A 17564-nucleotide genomic window follows, 5' to 3' on the forward strand; every position below is an offset into this window, starting at 1 on the left:
TCGCACCACCCCGCCGGCTCCCCGGCGGCCGGGTCAGCCGTCGTCCTCGTCGAGATGGTCGACCACGGCCCGGTCCGCCAGCCGGGGCCGCAGCCAGGAGGCGAGCGCGAGGTGGAGCGGGTGCCGCTGATAGGCGCCGAGCGCGGCCGCGTCGTCGTGCCGCGTGATCATGCACAGGTGGTACGACACGGGCGATCCGACGACGTCCAGACCGAGGTCGACGGACCGGATCTCCGGTACCTGGGGGGCGAGTTCGGCCAGCCGCCGCCGGGCCTCCGGGGCGTCGGACGGATCGGTGAACCGCATCAGGACGACATGGGTGAGCACGGCTGATCCTCCGGTGTCGGATCGTGACGTCCCCTCTGTCGCGGGGGTGGCCGCGAGTGTATGTTGAGGAAACGCTGTTCCGCTAGGGGAACCAGAGGAGCCACAGGAGGATCCATGGCCCTTGTCGCCGGCTCCGTACGGGTGGCCGCGGCCCAGTTCGCCGTGGGGGAGGACCGCGCCGCCAACCTCGCCGCCGTGCTGCGCGCCGTCGACACCGCCGCCGACCGGGGCGCCGACCTCGTCGTCCTGCCCGAGTTCTGCAACCACCTCTCCTGGTACCGCGACCGCGCCCACGCGCTGGACGCCGCCTGCCGGCCCGGCGACCCGTTCCTGACCTCGGTCGCGGACGCGGCGGCCGGCCACCGCCTGCACGTGAAGGCGCACGTCACCCTGGCGACCCCGGCCACCGGGCCGAACGGCCGCCCCGACGGCATGCGCATCACCGCGGCGAGCCTGCTGTTCGGGCCGGACGGCGCCCTGCTCGGCCGCGCCGACAAACAGACCCTGATGGGCAGCGAGAACGACCACCTCGACCCCGCGGACGAGACCGGCCCCGTCCTCGACACCCCCCTCGGCCGGCTCGGCCTCTACTCCTGCATGGAGGGCGTCATCAACGAGGTCTGCCGGGGCCTGGCGCTGCGCGGAGCCCAGGTCCTGCTCAACAGCCTCAACTCCTTCGCCCTCGACGAGGCCTCGCTGCACATCCCGGTCCGGGCCGCCGAGAACAAGGTGTGGGTGGTGGCCGCCAACAAGGTCGGCCCGCTGATCCCCGACGCCCACCTCGCCGCCGTCGCCTCCGGACTCGGCGTCCCGCCCGAGGCACTGCACGGGGCGGGCGGCAGCCAGATCGTCCGGCCCGACGGCAGCGTGGCCGCCGAGGCCCCCCGCACCGGCGAGGCGGTGGTGGTCGCCGACATTGAACCGGCCGCCGCCGACGACAAACGCCGTCCCGACGGCACCGACGTCTTCGCCGCCCGACGGCCCTGGCTCTACACGCCGATCGCGAGCGCGCCCCGCCCCGCGCCACCGTTCCCCGGCACCCGCGCCGGCACCGTGACCGCGGCGGTGCTGCGCCCGGGCGGCGACGGGCCGGGCGCGCTCAGCGACGCCGTCGCCCTCACCTCCCGCGCGGCCGCGGCCGGCGCGCTGCTGCTGGTCCTGCCCGAGCTCTTCCTCTGCCCCGGCGGAACCGCGCCCGTCGGCAGCGCCCCCGACCCCGTCCTCGCGGCCACCGCCCTGCGGCGGCTGGCCGACGCGCTCGCCGGCACCGACGCCCTGCTCGCCTGCACCCTGCCCGACGCCGGAGTCCACACCGGTCTCCTGCTCGGCGCCGACGGCCCGGTCCTGCGCGTGCCGCAACTCCACCCCAGCGCCCGGCACTCCGGCTGGGCCGCCGACCGGCCCGCCCCGCCCGCCACCCACGACGCCCGCTGGGGCCGCGTCGCCCTGGTGGTCGGGGACGACGCCGTCCACCCGGAGACGTTCCGGCTCGCCGCGCTCGCGGGCGCCGACACCGTCGCCGTCTGCTACAGCGGCGCCGAACCCTGGGAACGTACCCTCGGCCTGCCCGAACGCGCCGCGGAGAACCGGATGAACGTGGTGGCAGCCGGCCACGGCGAGGGCGCCGTCCACGCCCTGCCCGCGGACTTCGGCCTCTGGCAGAGCCGCGAGGGCGGTTTCACCGGCCGGATCAGCCACCCCGCGACCACCCTCGCCGACGGCCCCCTCACCCTGGCCCCCGTCTTCCCCGAACAGGCCACCCGCCGCCTGGTCTCCCGCCGCACCGACCTTGTGGACGGCCGCCCCTGGCGCCTGTCCGGCGCCCTGACCGCCCCCGCACCCACGGCCCGCACTCCCGAACCCACGGTCGGCACCCCCGAACCCACGGCCCGCACCCCCGAACCCACGGCCGGCACCTGATCACGCCCGCACCCCGCACGCCCTGATCGAACCCCCTCCCGCCCACAGTCGCCCCCGAGGAGCGTGATGGCCGAGACCCTCAAGGCCGTGCAGGACATGACGGACGCGGCCCCCGTTACCGACGTCACCGAGACCTTCCACCAGTGGCAGGAACTGCTGGCGGAACTGAAGAAGAAGATCGACGCCCGCTTCCGGCTGACCCGCGACCCCTCCACGCTCGCGCTGGACGCCTACGGCAACCCGCCCGACAGCCCCGGCGGATCCCTGGCCGCCTACAGCGGGCCCGAGGTCGACTGGATGGTCCACTCCTGGCTGGGCAACCCCACCCGGGGGTTCGCCAACCTCCACCTGACCGTATGGCTCGGACCGCGGATCCGCGTCCCCCACCTCGCCGTCGCCCTGCTGTGCTGGCCGGGCGGCTGGTTCTACCTCGACTCCGTCCCCCGCGCCCACCTGCTCGCCGACGGCCCGTACTACGACCGCTACTACGCCCCGCTGGACGCGGAGTGGCTGGAGGTCCGCGAGCGCCACCCGCGGCTGGAGTGGTTCACCAGCCGGGCCGGGTTCATCCGCGCCAGTCTCTCCCCGACCGCCCACTGCTACAGCCTGCCCCGCGACGAGGAGCACATCGGTCTCGTCCGCCGCCTCACCCACGCCCACGTGGACCGCTGGCTGGGCTGGGTCGACGCCGCCGAGACCGTCCCCGAGGACGAACGGCCCGCCCTGGCCGCCGCCGACCTCGCCACCCGCCGCAACATCGCCGAACGCGACCCGGCCAACGTGATGGGCGTGCGCTACTTCGGGCAGGAGACCACCGACCGGCTGGTGCGGGCCCTGTGGGGCGGCGACCGCGCACTGCCGAGGCCGACATGACCGGCACCGCACACCCGGCCCACCCGGCGCACCCGGCCCACCCGGACCACCCGGATCCCCCGGATCACCGGGATCACCCGGATCACCCGGACCACCCGGACGGGGATCCGGCCGTCCCCGTGCGCGCCCTGTGGTGGGCGTGCCGCGTGCCCGGCCTGAAGGAACCTTTCGACACCGCCCACCTGCGCGTTTTCCACCCGGCCCGGCCCACCGGCTCCGACGCCGAACGGCTGACCGGGGAGATCCCCGCCGATCCGGCCGGCGCCCCCTACCCGGTGGTCGTGCTGCTGCCCGGCATCAACGTCGGCCAGGACGCCTACCGGTGGCTCGCCGTCGCACTGGCCCGGGCCGGCCTGGTCGCGGTCACCGCCGACCTGGTGGGGGAGCTCTTCGCGGGCAGCCACGGACTCACCCCCGCCGTCGACCTGGAGGCCGCCTCGCCCGCCGGCTGGGGCACCCGGCCGACCAGCCCGCTCATCGGCGCCCTGCTGGGCGCCCTGCGCGACCTCGGCCGGCGGCCCCCGCTCGACGGCCTGCTCGACCTCGACCGGGTGGCCCTCGGCGGCCACTCGGCGGGCGGCACCGTCGCCCTCCAGTCCGCCGCCCTCACCCCGGGCGTCCGCGCGGTGTTCGCCTACGCCGCCCACACCCTGGTCGCCGGCCTGCTGGGCTGGCCCGAGGGAACCGTCCTGCCCGTCGGCCCGGGCCCGTCCGTCCTGCTGCTGTCCGGCGAGCACGACGGTGTGATCGCGGCCAGCAGCGACCGCTACACCGCCGCCCGCGGCCCCTGGGACCCCGTGCTGCGCACCTTCGAGGAGGCCGTGCCGGACGCGGGCGGCGCCAGCGCCTGGGCCCGGCTCGCCGGCGCCGGCCACTTCACCGCCTGCGACCCGTACGACCCCACCGCCTCCCGCGGCTTCCTGGAGACCGCCGCCGGTGACCCGACCGCCCCCCGCGCCCTCCTCGGGCGCCTGGTCACCGACTTCTGCCGGTCCCGGCTGCGCGCCGACGCGTCCGCCGGCCGACGCCTGGACGACCTGCTCGGCGCCCCGCACCCCGGACTGCTGGACGTGCGCCGCCGCTGAGACCCACCCCCGAACGACCCGAGGAGCGCCTCCCCGCCATGCTCAAGAACTTCTGGTACGCGGTCGAGTTCGCCGACCGCGTCGGGCGCGAGCCCGTCAAGGTGGTCTGTCTGGGGCAGAGCCTGGTGCTGTACCGCACCCAGGACGGCACCCCCGTCGCCCTGTCCGACCTGTGCGCCCACCGGGGCGCCGCCCTGTCGATGGGCAGCCTCGCCGGCGACTGCGTCGTCTGCCCCTACCACGGCTGGCGCTTCGACCCCGAGGGCGCCTGCACCGCCATCCCCGCCAACCTCCCCGGCCGCGGCATCCCCAGGAAGGCCCGCGTCGACTCCTACCCGGTACGGGAACGCTACGGCTTCGTCTGGGTCTTCCTCGGCGACCTGCCCGAGCAGGAGCGCCCGCCGATCCCCGGCTGGCCCGAGTTCGACGAACTGATCGCCGACGGCGGCCGGTTCCGCACGGTCACCGGCGAGTACCTGTGGCACTCCAACTACGAGCGCGTCCTGGAGAACGGCTGCGACATCGCCCACACCCCCTTCGTGCACGCGGGCGCCTTCGGCAACCCCGACCGCCCCGAGGTCGAGGAGTACGTCCTCGACCAGCCCGACGAGTGGTCGGCGTTCGCCACCGTCGCCCTGCACCCGCCGGCCGCCCGGGGCCTGTGGGCCCGGCTCTACGCCGACCGCGTCTCCCAGGGCAAGGAGCGGCCCCCCGTGGTCACCACGGCGGGCTGGATGCTCCCCAACATGATCAAGCTGCATGTGCGCCTGCCCTTCGGCAACATGATCATCTACGACACGAACATCCCCCTCGACGAGACCACCACCCTGGTCAAGTGGGTCGCCCTGCGCGACTTCTTCACCGGCTCCTGGGCCGACGCCAACGCCCGCAAGCGCGTCCACCGCATCTTCGGCCAGGACGCCCCCGTCGTCGACGGCACCCGCCCCGAACTCCTCCCGGCCGACCTGGGCGCCGAACTCCACCTGCGCTCCGACCTGATCTCCGTGGCCTACCGGCGCAAACGGCAGGAACTCGCCGCCAAGGGCTGGACGGTGGGCCCCGCCGACCGCATCACCGGCGACGTGCCCGAACGCACCTCGACCGTGATCCCCTCACCGGGCCGCCGCGCCCTGCCCGAGTTCGCGCGCGCCTGGGAACAGAAGGCACACGGCTTCCATCCGACCGTCGAGGGCGCGGAACACGGCGCCGGGCAACCGGAGAGCGAGTGACCGACATGACCGACACCCCCGCCCCGCCCAGCCTGCCCGCGGCCCTGTCCGACGCCGTGCTGGACCGCCTGCTCGCCGCCACCGGCGTGCACGAGGTCCCCACCCCCTGGGCCGAGTTGACCGGCGCCGCCTTCCCCGGCCCGGTCGGCTCCGTGCGCTGCTTCCACGGCGCCGGACCCGTCGCCTCGGTCGTCCGGATCTCCCTGGTCGTACCCCCCGTCGGCCTGGACAGCCACATGGTGTTCGCCTTCGGCGCCGCCGACGGCCCGCTGCCGCACTTCACCCTGGACGCCGTCCGCACCGGCGACGCCTACGCCTTCCACCTCGACCTGGTGCAGCGCGCCGACCTCGCCCCGCACCCCGCCTACACCGACCGCGTCTACGGGCCGCTCACCGGGCACCACGCCCACGCCGAGGCGCTGCCCGGCCTCAGCCCCGCGCACATCGGCCCGCGCCAGCGCTCCCTGATGTCGCCGTGGATGCTCGTCCACCGGGCCGACGAGGCCGCGCTCACCGCGATCGGCCCCGTGGCCACCGCCTACCTCGACCACTGGCTGGCCCTCGCCGCCGACTTCCCCGCCGAGGCGGCCGAGGAGGTCAAGGCCACCGACCTCGCCGACCGCGACCGCCGGGTGCGCGCCCTGCTGTTCAGCCGCGAGATCGACCCCGTGTGGGCCCAGGTGGACCGGCTCCTCGGCGCGCGGACCACCGACGCGCTGCGCGCCCTGCTCATCACCGGCCGCCCCGTCCCCCCGGAGGACGCCGCATGAGCGACACCCCCGCCCCCGCCGAGGGCCCCAGCGACTGGCAGCGGCGCATCACCGGAGAGTGGCACGGCCGCCCCTCCCTGTTCGACGCCGCCGGCACCTGGCAGGGCTTCGAGGACATCCGCCGCTCCTCCGAGTACGCCGACGGCTCCACCGTCTACCGCATGGACGGCGGCCTGGAGGGCGGCGGCCCGCTGGCCGGCCGGTTCCGGCTGGCCGCCCCGTTCGCCTTCGGCGTCACCGACGGCGACGACAGCCGCCTCTACCGCGGCCCCGACTTCCACGGCAGCGGCCAGCCCTACGGCTCCTTCGTGGACGCCCGCTACTACGGCCCCGGCTGGCAGGTCGGACTCAACACCTGGAACCACGTCCTGCCCGACGGCGACACCCAGGTCTACTCCTCGATGCTCTACCAGGGCTGGACCGTGGTCGGCTGCTTCAACGGCGTCTACCGGCGCACCACCGACCACGACACCGACCCCGCCGCCCGTCAGGGGATCGCCGCCCACCTGGCCGCGGAGACCCGCTGCGGGCCCGTCCCGTGGATCCTGCCCACCAAGGAGACGGGCGCCTTCACGGGGGAGTGCGAGCTGTGGGGCGCCGACCAGAAGCCGCTCGGCACCGTCCGCGTCGAGGACCGCCTCACCCCGCTGGACCTGCTGCGCACCGAGCACCGCGTCCGGTGGAGCGGCGGCGGCCTGGACCGGGACACCACCGTGGTGCGCCGCCGCGACGGCACCCGCGAGTTCTGGGAGGGCCCCGGCGCCTGGGGCAGCGCGCAGGCGTTCGGCCGCGCGAACTACCCGGTGTGGCACTTCGCCGGCGACGACGTCCGGGTCGTGGGCCGGGAGTTCGCGCTCGACGCGACGCCCGGGATGGGCGCGGGCGGCCGACTCGCCGTCACCTACGAGCTGTTCGCCGGACAGCTCCTGTCCGCCGTCCTCCACGGCGTCCTCGACTGGACCGCGACATGACCGCCCCCGACCCCACCGGACCTGCCACGCCCGCCGCGGACCCCGCCGGGTTTGCCGCACCCGCCCCAGGCCCCACCGGGTTCGCCGCACCCGCCGCGGGCCCCGCCAGGCCTGCCACACCCGCCCGAGGCCCCGCGGGACCTGCCGCACCCGCTCCAGGCCCCGCCGCCAGGCCCGCCACGCCCGCCACGCCCGCCGCGGACCCCGTCGGCCCCGGCACGCCCGCCGTGGATCCCCCCGGCCCCGTCGTGGTCGTCACCGGAGGCACCCGCGGCATCGGGTACGGCCTGGTCCGCGCCTTTCTCGACCGGGGCTGCCGGGTCGCCCTGTGCGGCCGTGTCCCGGACACGGTCGAGGCGGCGGTCGCCGCGCTCGACGCGCCGCCCGGCCGGCTGCTCGGCCTCCCGGCCGACGTCACCGACCGGGACCGGCTCGCCGCCCTCTGGGGCGCGGCGCACGACGCCTTCGGCACCGTCGACGTGTGGATCAACAACGCCGGCGCGGCGACCGCCCGCCGCCCCCTGTGGGAGCTGTCCGCCGCCGAGACCCGCGCGGTCACCGAGGCCAACCTGCTGGGCGTCGCGCACGGCTCGGCCGTCGCCACGGCCGGCTTCCTCGCCCTGGGACGCGGCAGCGTCTGGAACATGGAGGGCTTCGGCTCCGACGGCCGCCTGCTGCCCGGCCTCGGCGCCTACGGCGCCACCAAACGGGCCGTCACCTACCTGACGCAGGCGCTCGCGACCGACCTCCGCCACCGGGCGGGGCGGCGACCGCACGACGTCCGCGCCATGGCGCTGTCACCGGGCATGGTGGTCACCGACGTCCTCACCCACGGCTACACGCCCGAGGAGTACGCGCGGGTCCGCAAGGTCCTCGACATCCTCGCGGACCGGGTCGAGACCGTGACGCCCTGGCTCGCCGACCAGGTCCTGTCGGGCCGCACCCGCAACGGCGGCCGCGTCGCCTGGCTCACCCGCCGCAAGGCCGCCGCCCGCTTCGCCACGGCCGCCTTCCGGCACCGCCACGTCATGCCCGACCTGCCCGCCGCCGACCGTCCCGGTGCCCGCACCGACGACCCGGGCCGCCCCCGCCGCGCCGAGGAGGCGGACCGATGAGCCACCCCGCCGACTACCCGCTCTCCCTCGCCGTCGAGGACTTCGTGCCCGTCGTCCTGACCGCGGCCGCCGCGGTCCGCCTGATCACCCCGGCCGCGGCCACCGGTCGGCGGGGCCGGCTGACGGCCGCCGGCGGCGCGCTGCTCATCGCGGCCGGCGGCCTGTCCAAGGCGGTGTGGAAGCTGGTCGTGGCCCTCGACGGACCCGACCTCCAACCCCTCAACAAGGCCCTGTTCCCCCTGCTGTCGGCGGGCTTCCTGCTGCTGGCCCTCGCCCTGCTGCGGCTGCCGCCGCCCGCCCCGCAGAGCCCCGCACCCGCACCCGCCCCCGGGGCGATCCGCCGGCTGGAGCGGACGTTCGCCGTGCTCTGGCCGGCCACCGCCGCCGTCTGCCTGGCCCTGCGCTCCACGGCCCCCGCCCTGGTGCTGACCGTCGCCGCCGTCACCGTCTGCGCCGTACGGCTGATGCTCCTCGCCCGGGGGGCCGGCGACACCTGGGCCGCCGGGGCGGCCGGCATCTGGCTCCTGGGCATGTACGTCCTCGGACCGCTCGCGGCCCGGCCGGACCAGAGCGTCGCCCTCCAGTGGGTGGAGCAGTCCTGCAACACCCTCACCCAGGCCGCCGTGGTGGTCTCGGCCTGGCGGCTCGCCGCCGCCCTGCCCGGCCCGGCCGCCGCCCCCGCGCCTCCTCACCCGGCCGGCCCGCCCGGGCCGGCCGGCCCCGCCGACGACGACCGGACGGTGACCCCATGACCGACGCCCTGGGCTGGCGCCGCAAGTTCGGCGTGATCGCGCCGAGCACCAACACCATCGTGGAACCCGACTTCTACGGCATGACCGTCCCGGGCGTGACCGCCCACTTCTCCCGCATCCACATCCGCGACCAGAACATGGCGGGCGACGCGGGGATGACCCGGCTGCTGGAGCAGATCCGCGACGAGATCGGCGCCGCCTGCGCACGCGTCCTCACCTGCGAACCCGACTACATGGTGATGGGCATGTCCGCCGAGACCTTCTGGGGCGGCATCGAGGGCAACCGCGCGTTCCTGCGGCAGATCCACGACCTCACCGGCCTTCAGGTCGCCACCGGAGCCGAGGCCTGCGAGCGCGCCCTGCGCCTCTTCGGGGCCCGGCGCATCGGCATCGTGACGCCGTACCAGCCCGTCGGCGACGCCAACGTACGGCGCTTCTTCACCGAACTCGGCTTCGAGGTGGCCGGCATCACCGGACTGCGCTGCCCCACCGCCGTGTCCATCGCGCACGTCACCGAGGCCGAACTGGACCGGGCGCTCACCGGCCTCGCGGCCCTGCCCGACGTCGACGCCCTGGTTCAGTGCGGCACCAACCTGTCGATGGTCGGCCTCGCCGACCGCGCCGAACGCCGGCTGGGCCTGCCCGTGATCGCCATCAACGCGGCCACCTGGTGGATGGCACTGCGGGACAACGGCATCGACGACAAGGTCGAGGGGGCGGGCACCCTGCTGCGCGAACACTGACCCGCCCCGGACGCGGCTCACCACCTGACGGCGTTCACCGTGCTGTTGTGGGCGTCCGCGGACCGGACGGTGAACTGGACGCCGGCGACGCGGTCGTGGAAGGTCTGGCCGGGCTGCCAGGCGGCCATGTCCAGTGTGCCGCAGCCGGCCGGCGGCACCGCGGCATCCGGGTTGGGCACCACCCGGATCGGCCCCTGGCCGCTGGCCAGGGAGGTGTCGACCCGGTAGATGACGACGCCGGAGGAGCAGGCGGCGGAGTCGTTGTACGCCTGCCTGCGCGCCTCGGCGACATAGGCGGTGGTGGGACCGGTCCGGACCACCAGCACCTTGGTGCCGCCGGTGTACTCCACACCGTTCAGGGTGGCGGTGTTCTGGGTCCTGGGCTTCCCAGCCGCCGGTGAACCGGTAGGCATCGCCGCCGAAGGCGTACAGATCGGGCGCTCCGAAGGCGTGCGCGGTCTCGTGGGCGGCCACCTTGTGACCCCAGTGCCACATGTCCGTGCCGAACGTCACCGCCCAGCGGATCGTCGTGCCGTCGACGACGACCGGAGCAGTGGGGTTCCAGAACCACGCGGTGGAGCGGGAGACCTGGGAGTGGGCGGTCGAGACGATGTAGAACATGTCGTACCCGGACAGGTCGGCACCGGCGCCGGCCGCGGCCCGCAGCGCGTCGGTCACGTACCGGGAGTGCTGCTGGTAGGTGGGGACGGGGAAGCCGTAGGTGCTGGAGGCGGACGGCATCCTCACCCACCGGTTCGACGCCGATCGCATGCTCAGCCAGGTCCTGCCGTACGAGGCGTCCCACACCCAATCGGCCGCCGGGGACAGGAGGTTGTAGTAGTCCGCGACACCGCCCGCGCCGGCCGTGAAGGGGAAGTCCACGTACACCACGCCGATGTTCTTGGTGCCCAGGGGATTCAGATACCGGGTGTGGTCGGTGTTCTGGCGACTGCCGTACCACACGCCGGAGACCGCGGCCGGCCCGCGCCCGGACCCCCCACTCCAGAACAGGTACGCCATGCGCTTCCCGATCCGCCGAATGCGGCGCCCGCTCCCCTTGTCCGTCCTCGGCCTCCTCATGACGCTGCTCGTCCTGACCGCCGTTCCCGCCGAGCGCGCCCATGGTGTCAACGGGATGCACCACAGGCGGTCGGCGGCGGGACCACAGAGGCACTGAAGGAGCACCTGCTCGCCGCGCACACTTCCCCGCAGCGGCCCCAAGCGGTGATCCGGGATCACCGTGACGGCCGGTGGGGTGGGCTGGCAGGGTAGGGGCGTGCGAGAGTCCAACGAACAGACGGCCCAGGTCACCGTCGCGGAACTCGTCCGGCGACGCTGGGGGACCGTCCTCGACGAGACGGACGCCCTGGCCCGCTTCCGGGAACCGGGCTGGTCCTACCAGGAGCAGGTGCTCCGCCCGTGTCCCGTCTGCGGGACACCGCTGCATGCGCTGCGCCGCCCGTACGAGTCGGCGGGCCGCCAGTATCGCTACGTCGCCGTGGTCTGTCCGGCCTGCCCGCACGCGTACACCCTCGCCGACCTGGGCGTGAAGACCTACGACAAGCTGACGGCCCTGCCCGGGGCCCGCGCCGCCGCGCCCGCTCCGGTGACGCCCCCGCCACCGAGGCGCGCCCCCGCCACCCCGGCCGTTCCCGGCGCGACGGAGACCGCGGCCGGACCCGTCCCGCCCGGCACACCCCCCACCGGTCGGCCCGCGCCCGCCTGGCCGCCGGATCTGCCCCTGCCCGCGGAGACCGAGAAACGTGCGCTGCTGTGGTGCAAGGTGACCGACCCCGGATGGCGGCCGTCCGGGCAAGCCCTGGCCGCGGCCGAGGACATCCGCGTCATCACCCCCGCGGAACCGGACTTCGACGCGCTGCGCGCTTTCATCACCGACCACGGCGGCCAGGTCCGCAGCGCCGGTCACTGGGTGGAGTCCGAACAGGTCGGCACGGTCGGCGACCTGGGCAGTCCCACCGACCTGACGGCCCGTCCCCTCGACGGGGGCGAGGGCGCGCCGGCGGCGGGACCGGCCGCGTACGCCGCCCGGGACGCCTTCGCCGCGCAGTGGTACGCCCTGGCCGACCTGCCGTCGGACGAGGCGGCCCCCCACGTGCCCGTGGCCGACCTGGTCCCCGCGGACTGGCGGCGACTGCTGCCGCACCCCACCTTCAACCCCGTCCAGGCCGCCGCCGTGCCCGCCGTCCTGGAGGACGACCGGCACACCGTCGTCGTCGCTCCCACCGGCGCCGGCAAGACCGCCATCGGCATGGTCGCGGCCCTGCGGACCCACGCCCGCGGCCGCAAGGCCGCCTGGCTGGTGCCCCAGCGCTCCCTGACCGACGAACTCGACCGCGAGCTGGAGACCTGGCGCCGCGCCGACCGCACCGTCGTACGCCTGACCGGCGAGTACGCCGTCGACGCCGAACTCATCCGCACCGCTGACCTGTGGGTGGCGACCACCGAGAAGTTCGAGGCGATCAGCCGCACCGGCTCCCAGCGGGCGGCGCTGGCCGAGGTGGGCTGCCTGATCGTCGACGAGATCCACCTGCTGGGCGACCCCACCCGCGGCCCCGTCCTCGAAGCGCTCCTCGCCCGGGTCCGGGAGGACAGCACCCAGGTCCGCATCGTCGGTCTGTCCGCCACGGTCGCCAACGCCGATCAGGTCGCCGACTGGCTCGGCGCCCGCCTCATCCGCTCGCCCTGGCGCCCCACCCGCCTGACCTGGCAACTGCCCGTCCTGCCCGACGCGGCCGACGACCCCGACTGGAACACCCGCTCCCGGACCCGCACCGCGCACGCGGTACGCCTCGCGCGCGCCTTCGCCGAGACCGGCGGCAGCGTGCTGGTCTTCTGCGGCAGCAAACGCGGCGTGCGGGCCACCGCACTGGCCCTGGCCGCCGACCGCGGGGTGCCCACCAAGGGCGCCGACGCCGACGACAGCGAACTCGTCGAGCGCCTGTGCACCCGCGCCGGTGTCCGCCTCCACTACCGCGACTGGCCCTACAAACGCGAGGCCGAACAGGCTTTCCGCACCCGTGAGGCCGACATCCTGGTCGCCACCTCCACCGTCGCGGCCGGGGTCAACCTCCCCGCCCGGGCCGTCATCGTCCGCGACACCCAGGTCGGCATGGACCGCATCGAGGTCTCCATGGTCCAGCAGATGTTCGGCCGGGCCGGCCGGGTCGGGGCCGGTGAACGCGAGGGCTTCGCCCACCTGCTGACCGGCCCCGGCCGGCGGGCCGAATGGCAGGCCCGCCTCGCCGCCGGATACACCGTCACCTCACGCATCCGCGATCACCTGCCCGACCACGTCCTCGGCGAGGCCGTCCAGGGACGGCTGGCCGACCTGGACCAGGCCGAGACGTGGTGGACCAAGACCTTCGCCCACCACCAGGGACACCACCACCTCGACCCCCTCCACGACGCCCTCGACTTCCTCCACGACGCCGGATACCTGCACCGCACCCCCGCCCCCGACGGCAACGACCGGCTGACCATCACCGAGGCCGGCAAGCTCACCAGCCGCTTCATGGTCGAGGCCGACACGGCCACCACCCTCGCCGACGCCCTGCACCTCGTCCCCGCCCCCGGAAGCCCCGACGACGCGGAGAACCTGCTCATCACCCTGCTCAGCACCCGCCTGCCCGTCCTCGAACAGGCCCCGTTCACCGAACGCGCCAAAGCCGCCCTCCACCAGGTCCTGCGCACCGGCGGACACACCGACGCGGCCGACGCCCCGCCCACCCCGGAGGACGACCAGGACAAGCCCGCGGCCGGTGATCTCGCCCGTGCCGTCCTGCTCCTGGTGGCCAACAGCCCCAAGGCCTTCCGCACCCGCGGCAGTTACGTCCTGGGCATCCCCGTCGACTCCATGGCCCAGATCCTCGACGAAGCCCGCCGCTACCTCGCCTGGCTCGCCGCCCAGGGCCACCTCGGCACCGTCCACCCCTGGGTGGCCGTCGTCGCGGCGGACCTCGCCCAGCGCATCCGCTGGCGCACCCTGGGCCCCCGCCGGGGATCCGGCCGCCTGCTGTGGATGTGCGAACGCATGGCCACCCCCGCCCACGCCCAGCACCTCGTCCCCACCATGTGGCGCGCCGCCCGGCGACGGGGCGTCGACGCCCCCGACTGGCCCGGCAGCACACCCCCCGCCACGTGCCGTCTCCCTCCCGACGACTACCGCGCGCTGCTCGCCACCCGCACCACCGGCGTCGAACTCGACCACCGCCCCGACGGCATCCGCATCCGCGCACCCCGCGGGACCACGGTCCACCTGTGGGCCGGCACCGCGGTGGTACGCCACACCGGCGACGGCACCGCCGCCGACCTTCCGTACCCCCTTTCCGGCTCCGGCCCGGACACCTCGGGACACCACCGCGGGGGAGCGGTGTTCACCCGGGGCGACCACCTCGGTATCGGCTGGCTGTCCGCCTACAACGCCATCGGCGCGGGCGGGTGACGTGACGTGCCTACGCCTCACGGTCCTGTTCGCCGCCGTCGCCGGCCTGCGGCTGACGCGGTGAGCGGCTCGCCTGACGCGTGGGCACCACCGGGCCGGCCGCCCAGGACCCGTCATCCGTGTCGTCCACGGTGAGCACGTCCTCGCCGTAGAGATGCTGGAGCCAGTTGGACTGGTAGATGGTGTCGAGGTAGCGCTCGCCGAGGTCCGGGGCGATGGCCACCGCCGTGAGGTCGTTGGCGTCGTGGTCGGCCAGCCACCGCATCGCGCCGCTGACGACCGTACCGGTGGAGCCGCCGAACAGGAATCCGTTCCTGGCCAGACGGTGGCAGGCGCGGATGGTGTCCGTCTCCTCGACGTGCACCACCTCGTCGACGTAGGACTCGTCGAGCAGCGGCGGACGCATGCTCATCCCGAGGCCGGGGATCATACGGCGGCCCGGCGCACCACCGAAGATCACCGAGCCCGTGGCGTCCACCGCGACGATCCGCACCGGACGGTGCCACTCGCGGAAGTACCGCGCGCAGCCCATCAGGGTTCCGGTGGTGCCGGCGCCCACGAACAGGACGTCCAGGCGCGGGAAGGACTGCGCGATCTCCGGCCCCGTCCTGTGGTAGTGGGCCTTCCAGTTGCTCGGGTTGGTGTACTGGCTCAGCCACACGTACCGGTCGTCGGAATCGGACAGCGCCTGGACGTAGTCGATCCGCGCGCCCAGGAAGCCGCCGTTGGCGTCCAGGTCGGTGATGGTGTGCACCCGGCTGCCCAGGGCCTCCATCAGGAGTCTGGTCGACAGGTTGCACCGGGAGTCCGTCACGCACAGGAACTGGTAGCCCTTGCTCGCGGCGATCATGCTCAGGGCGACGCCGAGGTTGCCGGACGAGGACTCGACCAGGATCGAGTCCGGTTTGATGAGGCCCTCCCGCTCGGCGGTCTCGACCATCTCGGTCGCGGCCTTGAGCTTGATGGAGCCGGCGAAGTTGAAGCCCTCGCACTTCAGGAACAGGGAGCGCCCGAAGATGGACTGAAGGTCGACATAGAGTTGTGGTTCGTTGAAGGCATGGGGAGTCGATATGACGGGCACGACGGCCTCCTCCTCAGCTGCAGCAGGACTTGCGGAACGTCCCTCCGGTCGTGGGGGGTGTCATGCCTCCGGTTCCTCGTCGGGTACGGTGCCAGCCCGGCCGGTGGGCGGGCGCCGGGGCCGGAGCGCTCCGGGACGCTCATCCGTACCGCCGCAGTTCGTGGAAGAAGTCGTCGACGACGTGCAGCTCTCCGGAGCGGACCACCTCGTCGTAGACGTACTTGCCGACCGCGAGGTCGAGCACCCCGAGGCCGAAGGGCGAGAACACCACCGGCCGGCCCGCCGGCACCGTCACCCGCCCGGCCATCACGTCGTCCAAGGTGCCCTGGAGGAAGTCCCGGTTGCCGGTGAGCTGCTCGGCCAGGTGGGGCGAGGTGTCGGCCTTCAGGCAGTGCTCGACGTCGTCGACGATGTTGGTCGAGGCGAGGATGACCTCCGGTGCGAGGTCGCGCAGTGACACGTGCAGCACCAGGGGGGCGTGGGAGAACCACGCGGGGTCGCTGACGTGCGGCTCACCGGCGACGGTGGCGAAGACGACCAGGTCGCTGCCGCGGATCAGCTCCTCGGCGCCGTCGTGCACCGTGATCCGGGCCGTGGTGCCCGACTGTTCGAGGTACCGGCGGAACCCCGCCGCGCTGTCGGCGGCCAGGTCGTGCACGCCGATCTCGTCGAACGACCAGCCGGTGCCGGCCAGGAACGTGTGGATGTAGCGGGCGATCAGGCCGGTGCCGAAGAACCCGACGCGCGTGGGGCGGGTCCGGCCCCGGCTGAGCCGGTCGGCGGCCAGCGCCGCCGAGGCGGCCGTCCGGGTGGCGCTGATGACGGAACTCTCCAGGCAGGCGAACGGGTAGCCGGTGTCCCGGTCGTTGAGGATCAGCACGGCGGACGCCCTGGGGATCCCGGCCCGTACGTTCTCCGGGAAGCTGGAGATCCACTTCAGCCCGTCCACCCGCAGGTGTCCGCCGATCGAGGCCGGCAGTGCGATGATCCGGGAGGACGGGCGGTCGGGGAACCGCAGGAAGTACGACGGCGGGTTCACCGAGTCGCCGGCGCCGTGCAGCCGGTAGGTGGCCTCGACCAACTCGACGATCGCCTTCTCGCGCCCCGCCAGCACCTGCTGGACCTGGGCGCCGGAGATCACCGCGAAGGGGGGCACGGGGTGCGGGTCGGTCGTCACGGACGCGGTCACGTCGGTGGGGACGGTGGTCGTCGGGCGGCTGGTCATCGGGCTGTCTCCTCGAAGGTCGGCGAGGACGCGGACGGTCGTACCGGGTCGGCCATCGCGACGAGCACGTCGCGCGGCCCCGCGTAGGGCTCCCGGCTGTGCGCGGTGCGGATGTTGTCGACGAGCATCAGGTCGCCGGCCTGCCAGGGCTCGCGTGCGGTGTTGGCCTCGTACACCTTGTTGAGGAGCTGCACGACGTCCTCGCCGATCGGGTCGCCGCCTCCGAAACGGGTGTTGAAGGGAAGCCCGTCGGCGCCGTATTCCTCGACGAGGTACTCGCGGACCTCGGGCGCCAGCGTCCACTCGTTGAGGAAGGCGATCTGGTTGAACCAGCAGCGCCGGCCGGTGACCGGATGGCGCGTCACGGCGCTGCGGCGCTGCCTCGTGCGCAACGTCCCGTCGGGCCGCCAGTCGTACTCGATCGCGTTGGCACGGCAGTAGCGCTCGACGGCGTCCCGGTCGTCGGTGCCGAACGCCTCGCGGACGGACGACCCGATCTCGTCGTTGTAGCTGCGGGTGAGCAGCCAGCCCTCCCGCTCGAAGCGGTCGGTCAGCTCGGTGGGCAACTGCTCCAGCACGGTCGCCGCGTCGGCCACTCCGGTCGCCCCGCCCTCGTCGGGCGCGGTGAGGCAGGCGAACAGCATCAGGCCGGGGACCTCGAGCGTGTAGCTCAGCTCGTGGTGCATGCACATCGGCTGGTTCGGCGGCCACTGCGCCGAGGAGTACACGCCGTCCGCGTACGCCTGCCGGGGCGCGAAGGCCTCCCGCTCGGTCATCAGCCCGGTGCTCAGCCGCTCGAAGACGGCGCGCGCCCCGGGCACGTCGCGCAGCCCGAGGCCGCGGACCAGGACGCAGCCGTGCTCGGCGACGACGGCACGCAGCGCCTCCCGGTGCCCGGCCGCCCACCCCGGCGCGTCGCCGGGGTGGGCGACCCGCAGGACCGGGGGCCGGCCGGGTCTGAACTCGACGTCGTCCAGCGGCGACGCCGGTGATGTGGGGGACATCCCGTTT

At 74.4% G+C, this 17564-nt stretch carries 16 protein-coding genes; 11 read left to right on the forward strand and 5 right to left on the reverse strand.

Annotation, left to right across the window (positions count from 1 at the left end; translation table 11 throughout):
- Nucleotides 1-33 precede the first annotated feature (33 nt).
- Nucleotides 34-327, reverse strand: coding sequence for a Dabb family protein (locus ACZ3KJ_RS26215; protein WP_467530528.1), 294 nt, complete (start codon nucleotides 325-327; stop codon nucleotides 34-36).
- A gap of 114 nt (nucleotides 328-441) precedes the next feature.
- Between ACZ3KJ_RS26215 and ACZ3KJ_RS26220 the strand changes: the two genes are divergently transcribed.
- The 9 genes from ACZ3KJ_RS26220 to ACZ3KJ_RS26260 all read left to right on the forward strand — a co-directional run bounded on the left by ACZ3KJ_RS26220 (nucleotide 442) and on the right by ACZ3KJ_RS26260 (nucleotide 9785).
- Nucleotides 442-2247 carry a nitrilase-related carbon-nitrogen hydrolase gene (locus tag ACZ3KJ_RS26220; RefSeq protein WP_467530529.1) on the forward strand — a complete coding sequence of 602 codons (1806 nt, stop codon included), beginning with the start codon at nucleotides 442-444 and terminating at the stop codon, nucleotides 2245-2247.
- Between the two features lie 66 nt (nucleotides 2248-2313).
- A complete protein-coding gene (locus ACZ3KJ_RS26225) occupies nucleotides 2314-3120 on the forward strand; it encodes a hypothetical protein (RefSeq protein ID WP_467530531.1) in 807 nt (268 codons plus the stop codon).
- Nucleotides 3117-4205: an alpha/beta hydrolase gene (locus ACZ3KJ_RS26230; RefSeq protein WP_467530532.1), complete on the forward strand. Its 1089-nt coding sequence runs from the start codon at nucleotides 3117-3119 to the stop codon at nucleotides 4203-4205. Before ACZ3KJ_RS26225 ends, ACZ3KJ_RS26230 begins: the two co-directional genes overlap by 4 nt.
- Before the next feature lie 38 nt (nucleotides 4206-4243).
- Nucleotides 4244-5434 (forward strand): aromatic ring-hydroxylating dioxygenase subunit alpha, encoded by a 1191-nt coding sequence (locus ACZ3KJ_RS26235; RefSeq protein ID WP_467530534.1) that lies wholly within the window; start codon nucleotides 4244-4246, stop codon nucleotides 5432-5434.
- 5 nt (nucleotides 5435-5439) lie between these two features.
- On the forward strand, nucleotides 5440-6204 hold the full coding sequence (locus ACZ3KJ_RS26240; protein ID WP_467530535.1) for a hypothetical protein: 765 nt from the start codon (nucleotides 5440-5442) through the stop codon (nucleotides 6202-6204).
- Nucleotides 6201-7175: a hypothetical protein gene (locus tag ACZ3KJ_RS26245; protein WP_467530536.1), complete on the forward strand. Its 975-nt coding sequence runs from the start codon at nucleotides 6201-6203 to the stop codon at nucleotides 7173-7175. The genes ACZ3KJ_RS26240 and ACZ3KJ_RS26245 overlap by 4 nt, the downstream gene beginning before the upstream one ends.
- 227 nt (nucleotides 7176-7402) lie before the next feature.
- Nucleotides 7403-8290, forward strand: a complete 888-nt coding sequence (locus ACZ3KJ_RS26250; protein ID WP_467530537.1) for an SDR family oxidoreductase — start codon at nucleotides 7403-7405, stop codon at nucleotides 8288-8290.
- Nucleotides 8287-9042: a hypothetical protein gene (locus ACZ3KJ_RS26255; protein ID WP_467530539.1), complete on the forward strand. Its 756-nt coding sequence runs from the start codon at nucleotides 8287-8289 to the stop codon at nucleotides 9040-9042. Before ACZ3KJ_RS26250 ends, ACZ3KJ_RS26255 begins: the two co-directional genes overlap by 4 nt.
- Nucleotides 9039-9785, forward strand: a complete 747-nt coding sequence (locus tag ACZ3KJ_RS26260; RefSeq protein WP_401686472.1) for a maleate cis-trans isomerase family protein — start codon at nucleotides 9039-9041, stop codon at nucleotides 9783-9785. The genes ACZ3KJ_RS26255 and ACZ3KJ_RS26260 overlap by 4 nt, the downstream gene beginning before the upstream one ends.
- A gap of 17 nt (nucleotides 9786-9802) precedes the next feature.
- Here ACZ3KJ_RS26260 and ACZ3KJ_RS26265 read toward each other — a convergent pair whose 3' ends face one another.
- Nucleotides 9803-10135 carry a hypothetical protein gene (locus ACZ3KJ_RS26265; protein ID WP_467530541.1) on the reverse strand — a complete coding sequence of 111 codons (333 nt, stop codon included), beginning with the start codon at nucleotides 10133-10135 and terminating at the stop codon, nucleotides 9803-9805.
- A gap of 143 nt (nucleotides 10136-10278) precedes the next feature.
- Between ACZ3KJ_RS26265 and ACZ3KJ_RS26270 the strand changes: the two genes are divergently transcribed.
- Together ACZ3KJ_RS26270 and ACZ3KJ_RS26275 are read left to right on the forward strand one after the other, a co-directional pair.
- Nucleotides 10279-10401 (forward strand): hypothetical protein, encoded by a 123-nt coding sequence (locus ACZ3KJ_RS26270; RefSeq protein ID WP_467530543.1) that lies wholly within the window; start codon nucleotides 10279-10281, stop codon nucleotides 10399-10401.
- A gap of 660 nt (nucleotides 10402-11061) precedes the next feature.
- A complete protein-coding gene (locus ACZ3KJ_RS26275; protein WP_467530545.1) occupies nucleotides 11062-14247 on the forward strand; it encodes a DEAD/DEAH box helicase in 3186 nt (1061 codons plus the stop codon).
- A 10-nt stretch (nucleotides 14248-14257) separates the two neighbouring features.
- On the opposite strand, the gene sbnA is transcribed toward ACZ3KJ_RS26275, so the two are convergent.
- From sbnA to ACZ3KJ_RS26290, 3 genes are all read right to left on the reverse strand, one after another.
- On the reverse strand, nucleotides 14258-15328 hold the full coding sequence (gene sbnA / locus ACZ3KJ_RS26280) for a 2,3-diaminopropionate biosynthesis protein SbnA (RefSeq protein ID WP_467530546.1): 1071 nt from the start codon (nucleotides 15326-15328) through the stop codon (nucleotides 14258-14260).
- 139 nt (nucleotides 15329-15467) lie between these two features.
- The gene (gene sbnB, locus ACZ3KJ_RS26285; RefSeq protein WP_467530548.1) at nucleotides 15468-16553 is read right to left on the reverse strand and encodes a 2,3-diaminopropionate biosynthesis protein SbnB; all 1086 of its coding nucleotides are present in this window, start codon (nucleotides 16551-16553) and stop codon (nucleotides 15468-15470) included.
- A complete protein-coding gene (locus tag ACZ3KJ_RS26290; RefSeq protein WP_467530549.1) occupies nucleotides 16550-17557 on the reverse strand; it encodes a TauD/TfdA family dioxygenase in 1008 nt (335 codons plus the stop codon). Before ACZ3KJ_RS26290 ends, sbnB begins: the two co-directional genes overlap by 4 nt.
- Nucleotides 17558-17564 lie beyond the last annotated feature (7 nt).

This window comes from Streptomyces sp. NPDC003248 (genome assembly GCF_055563235.1).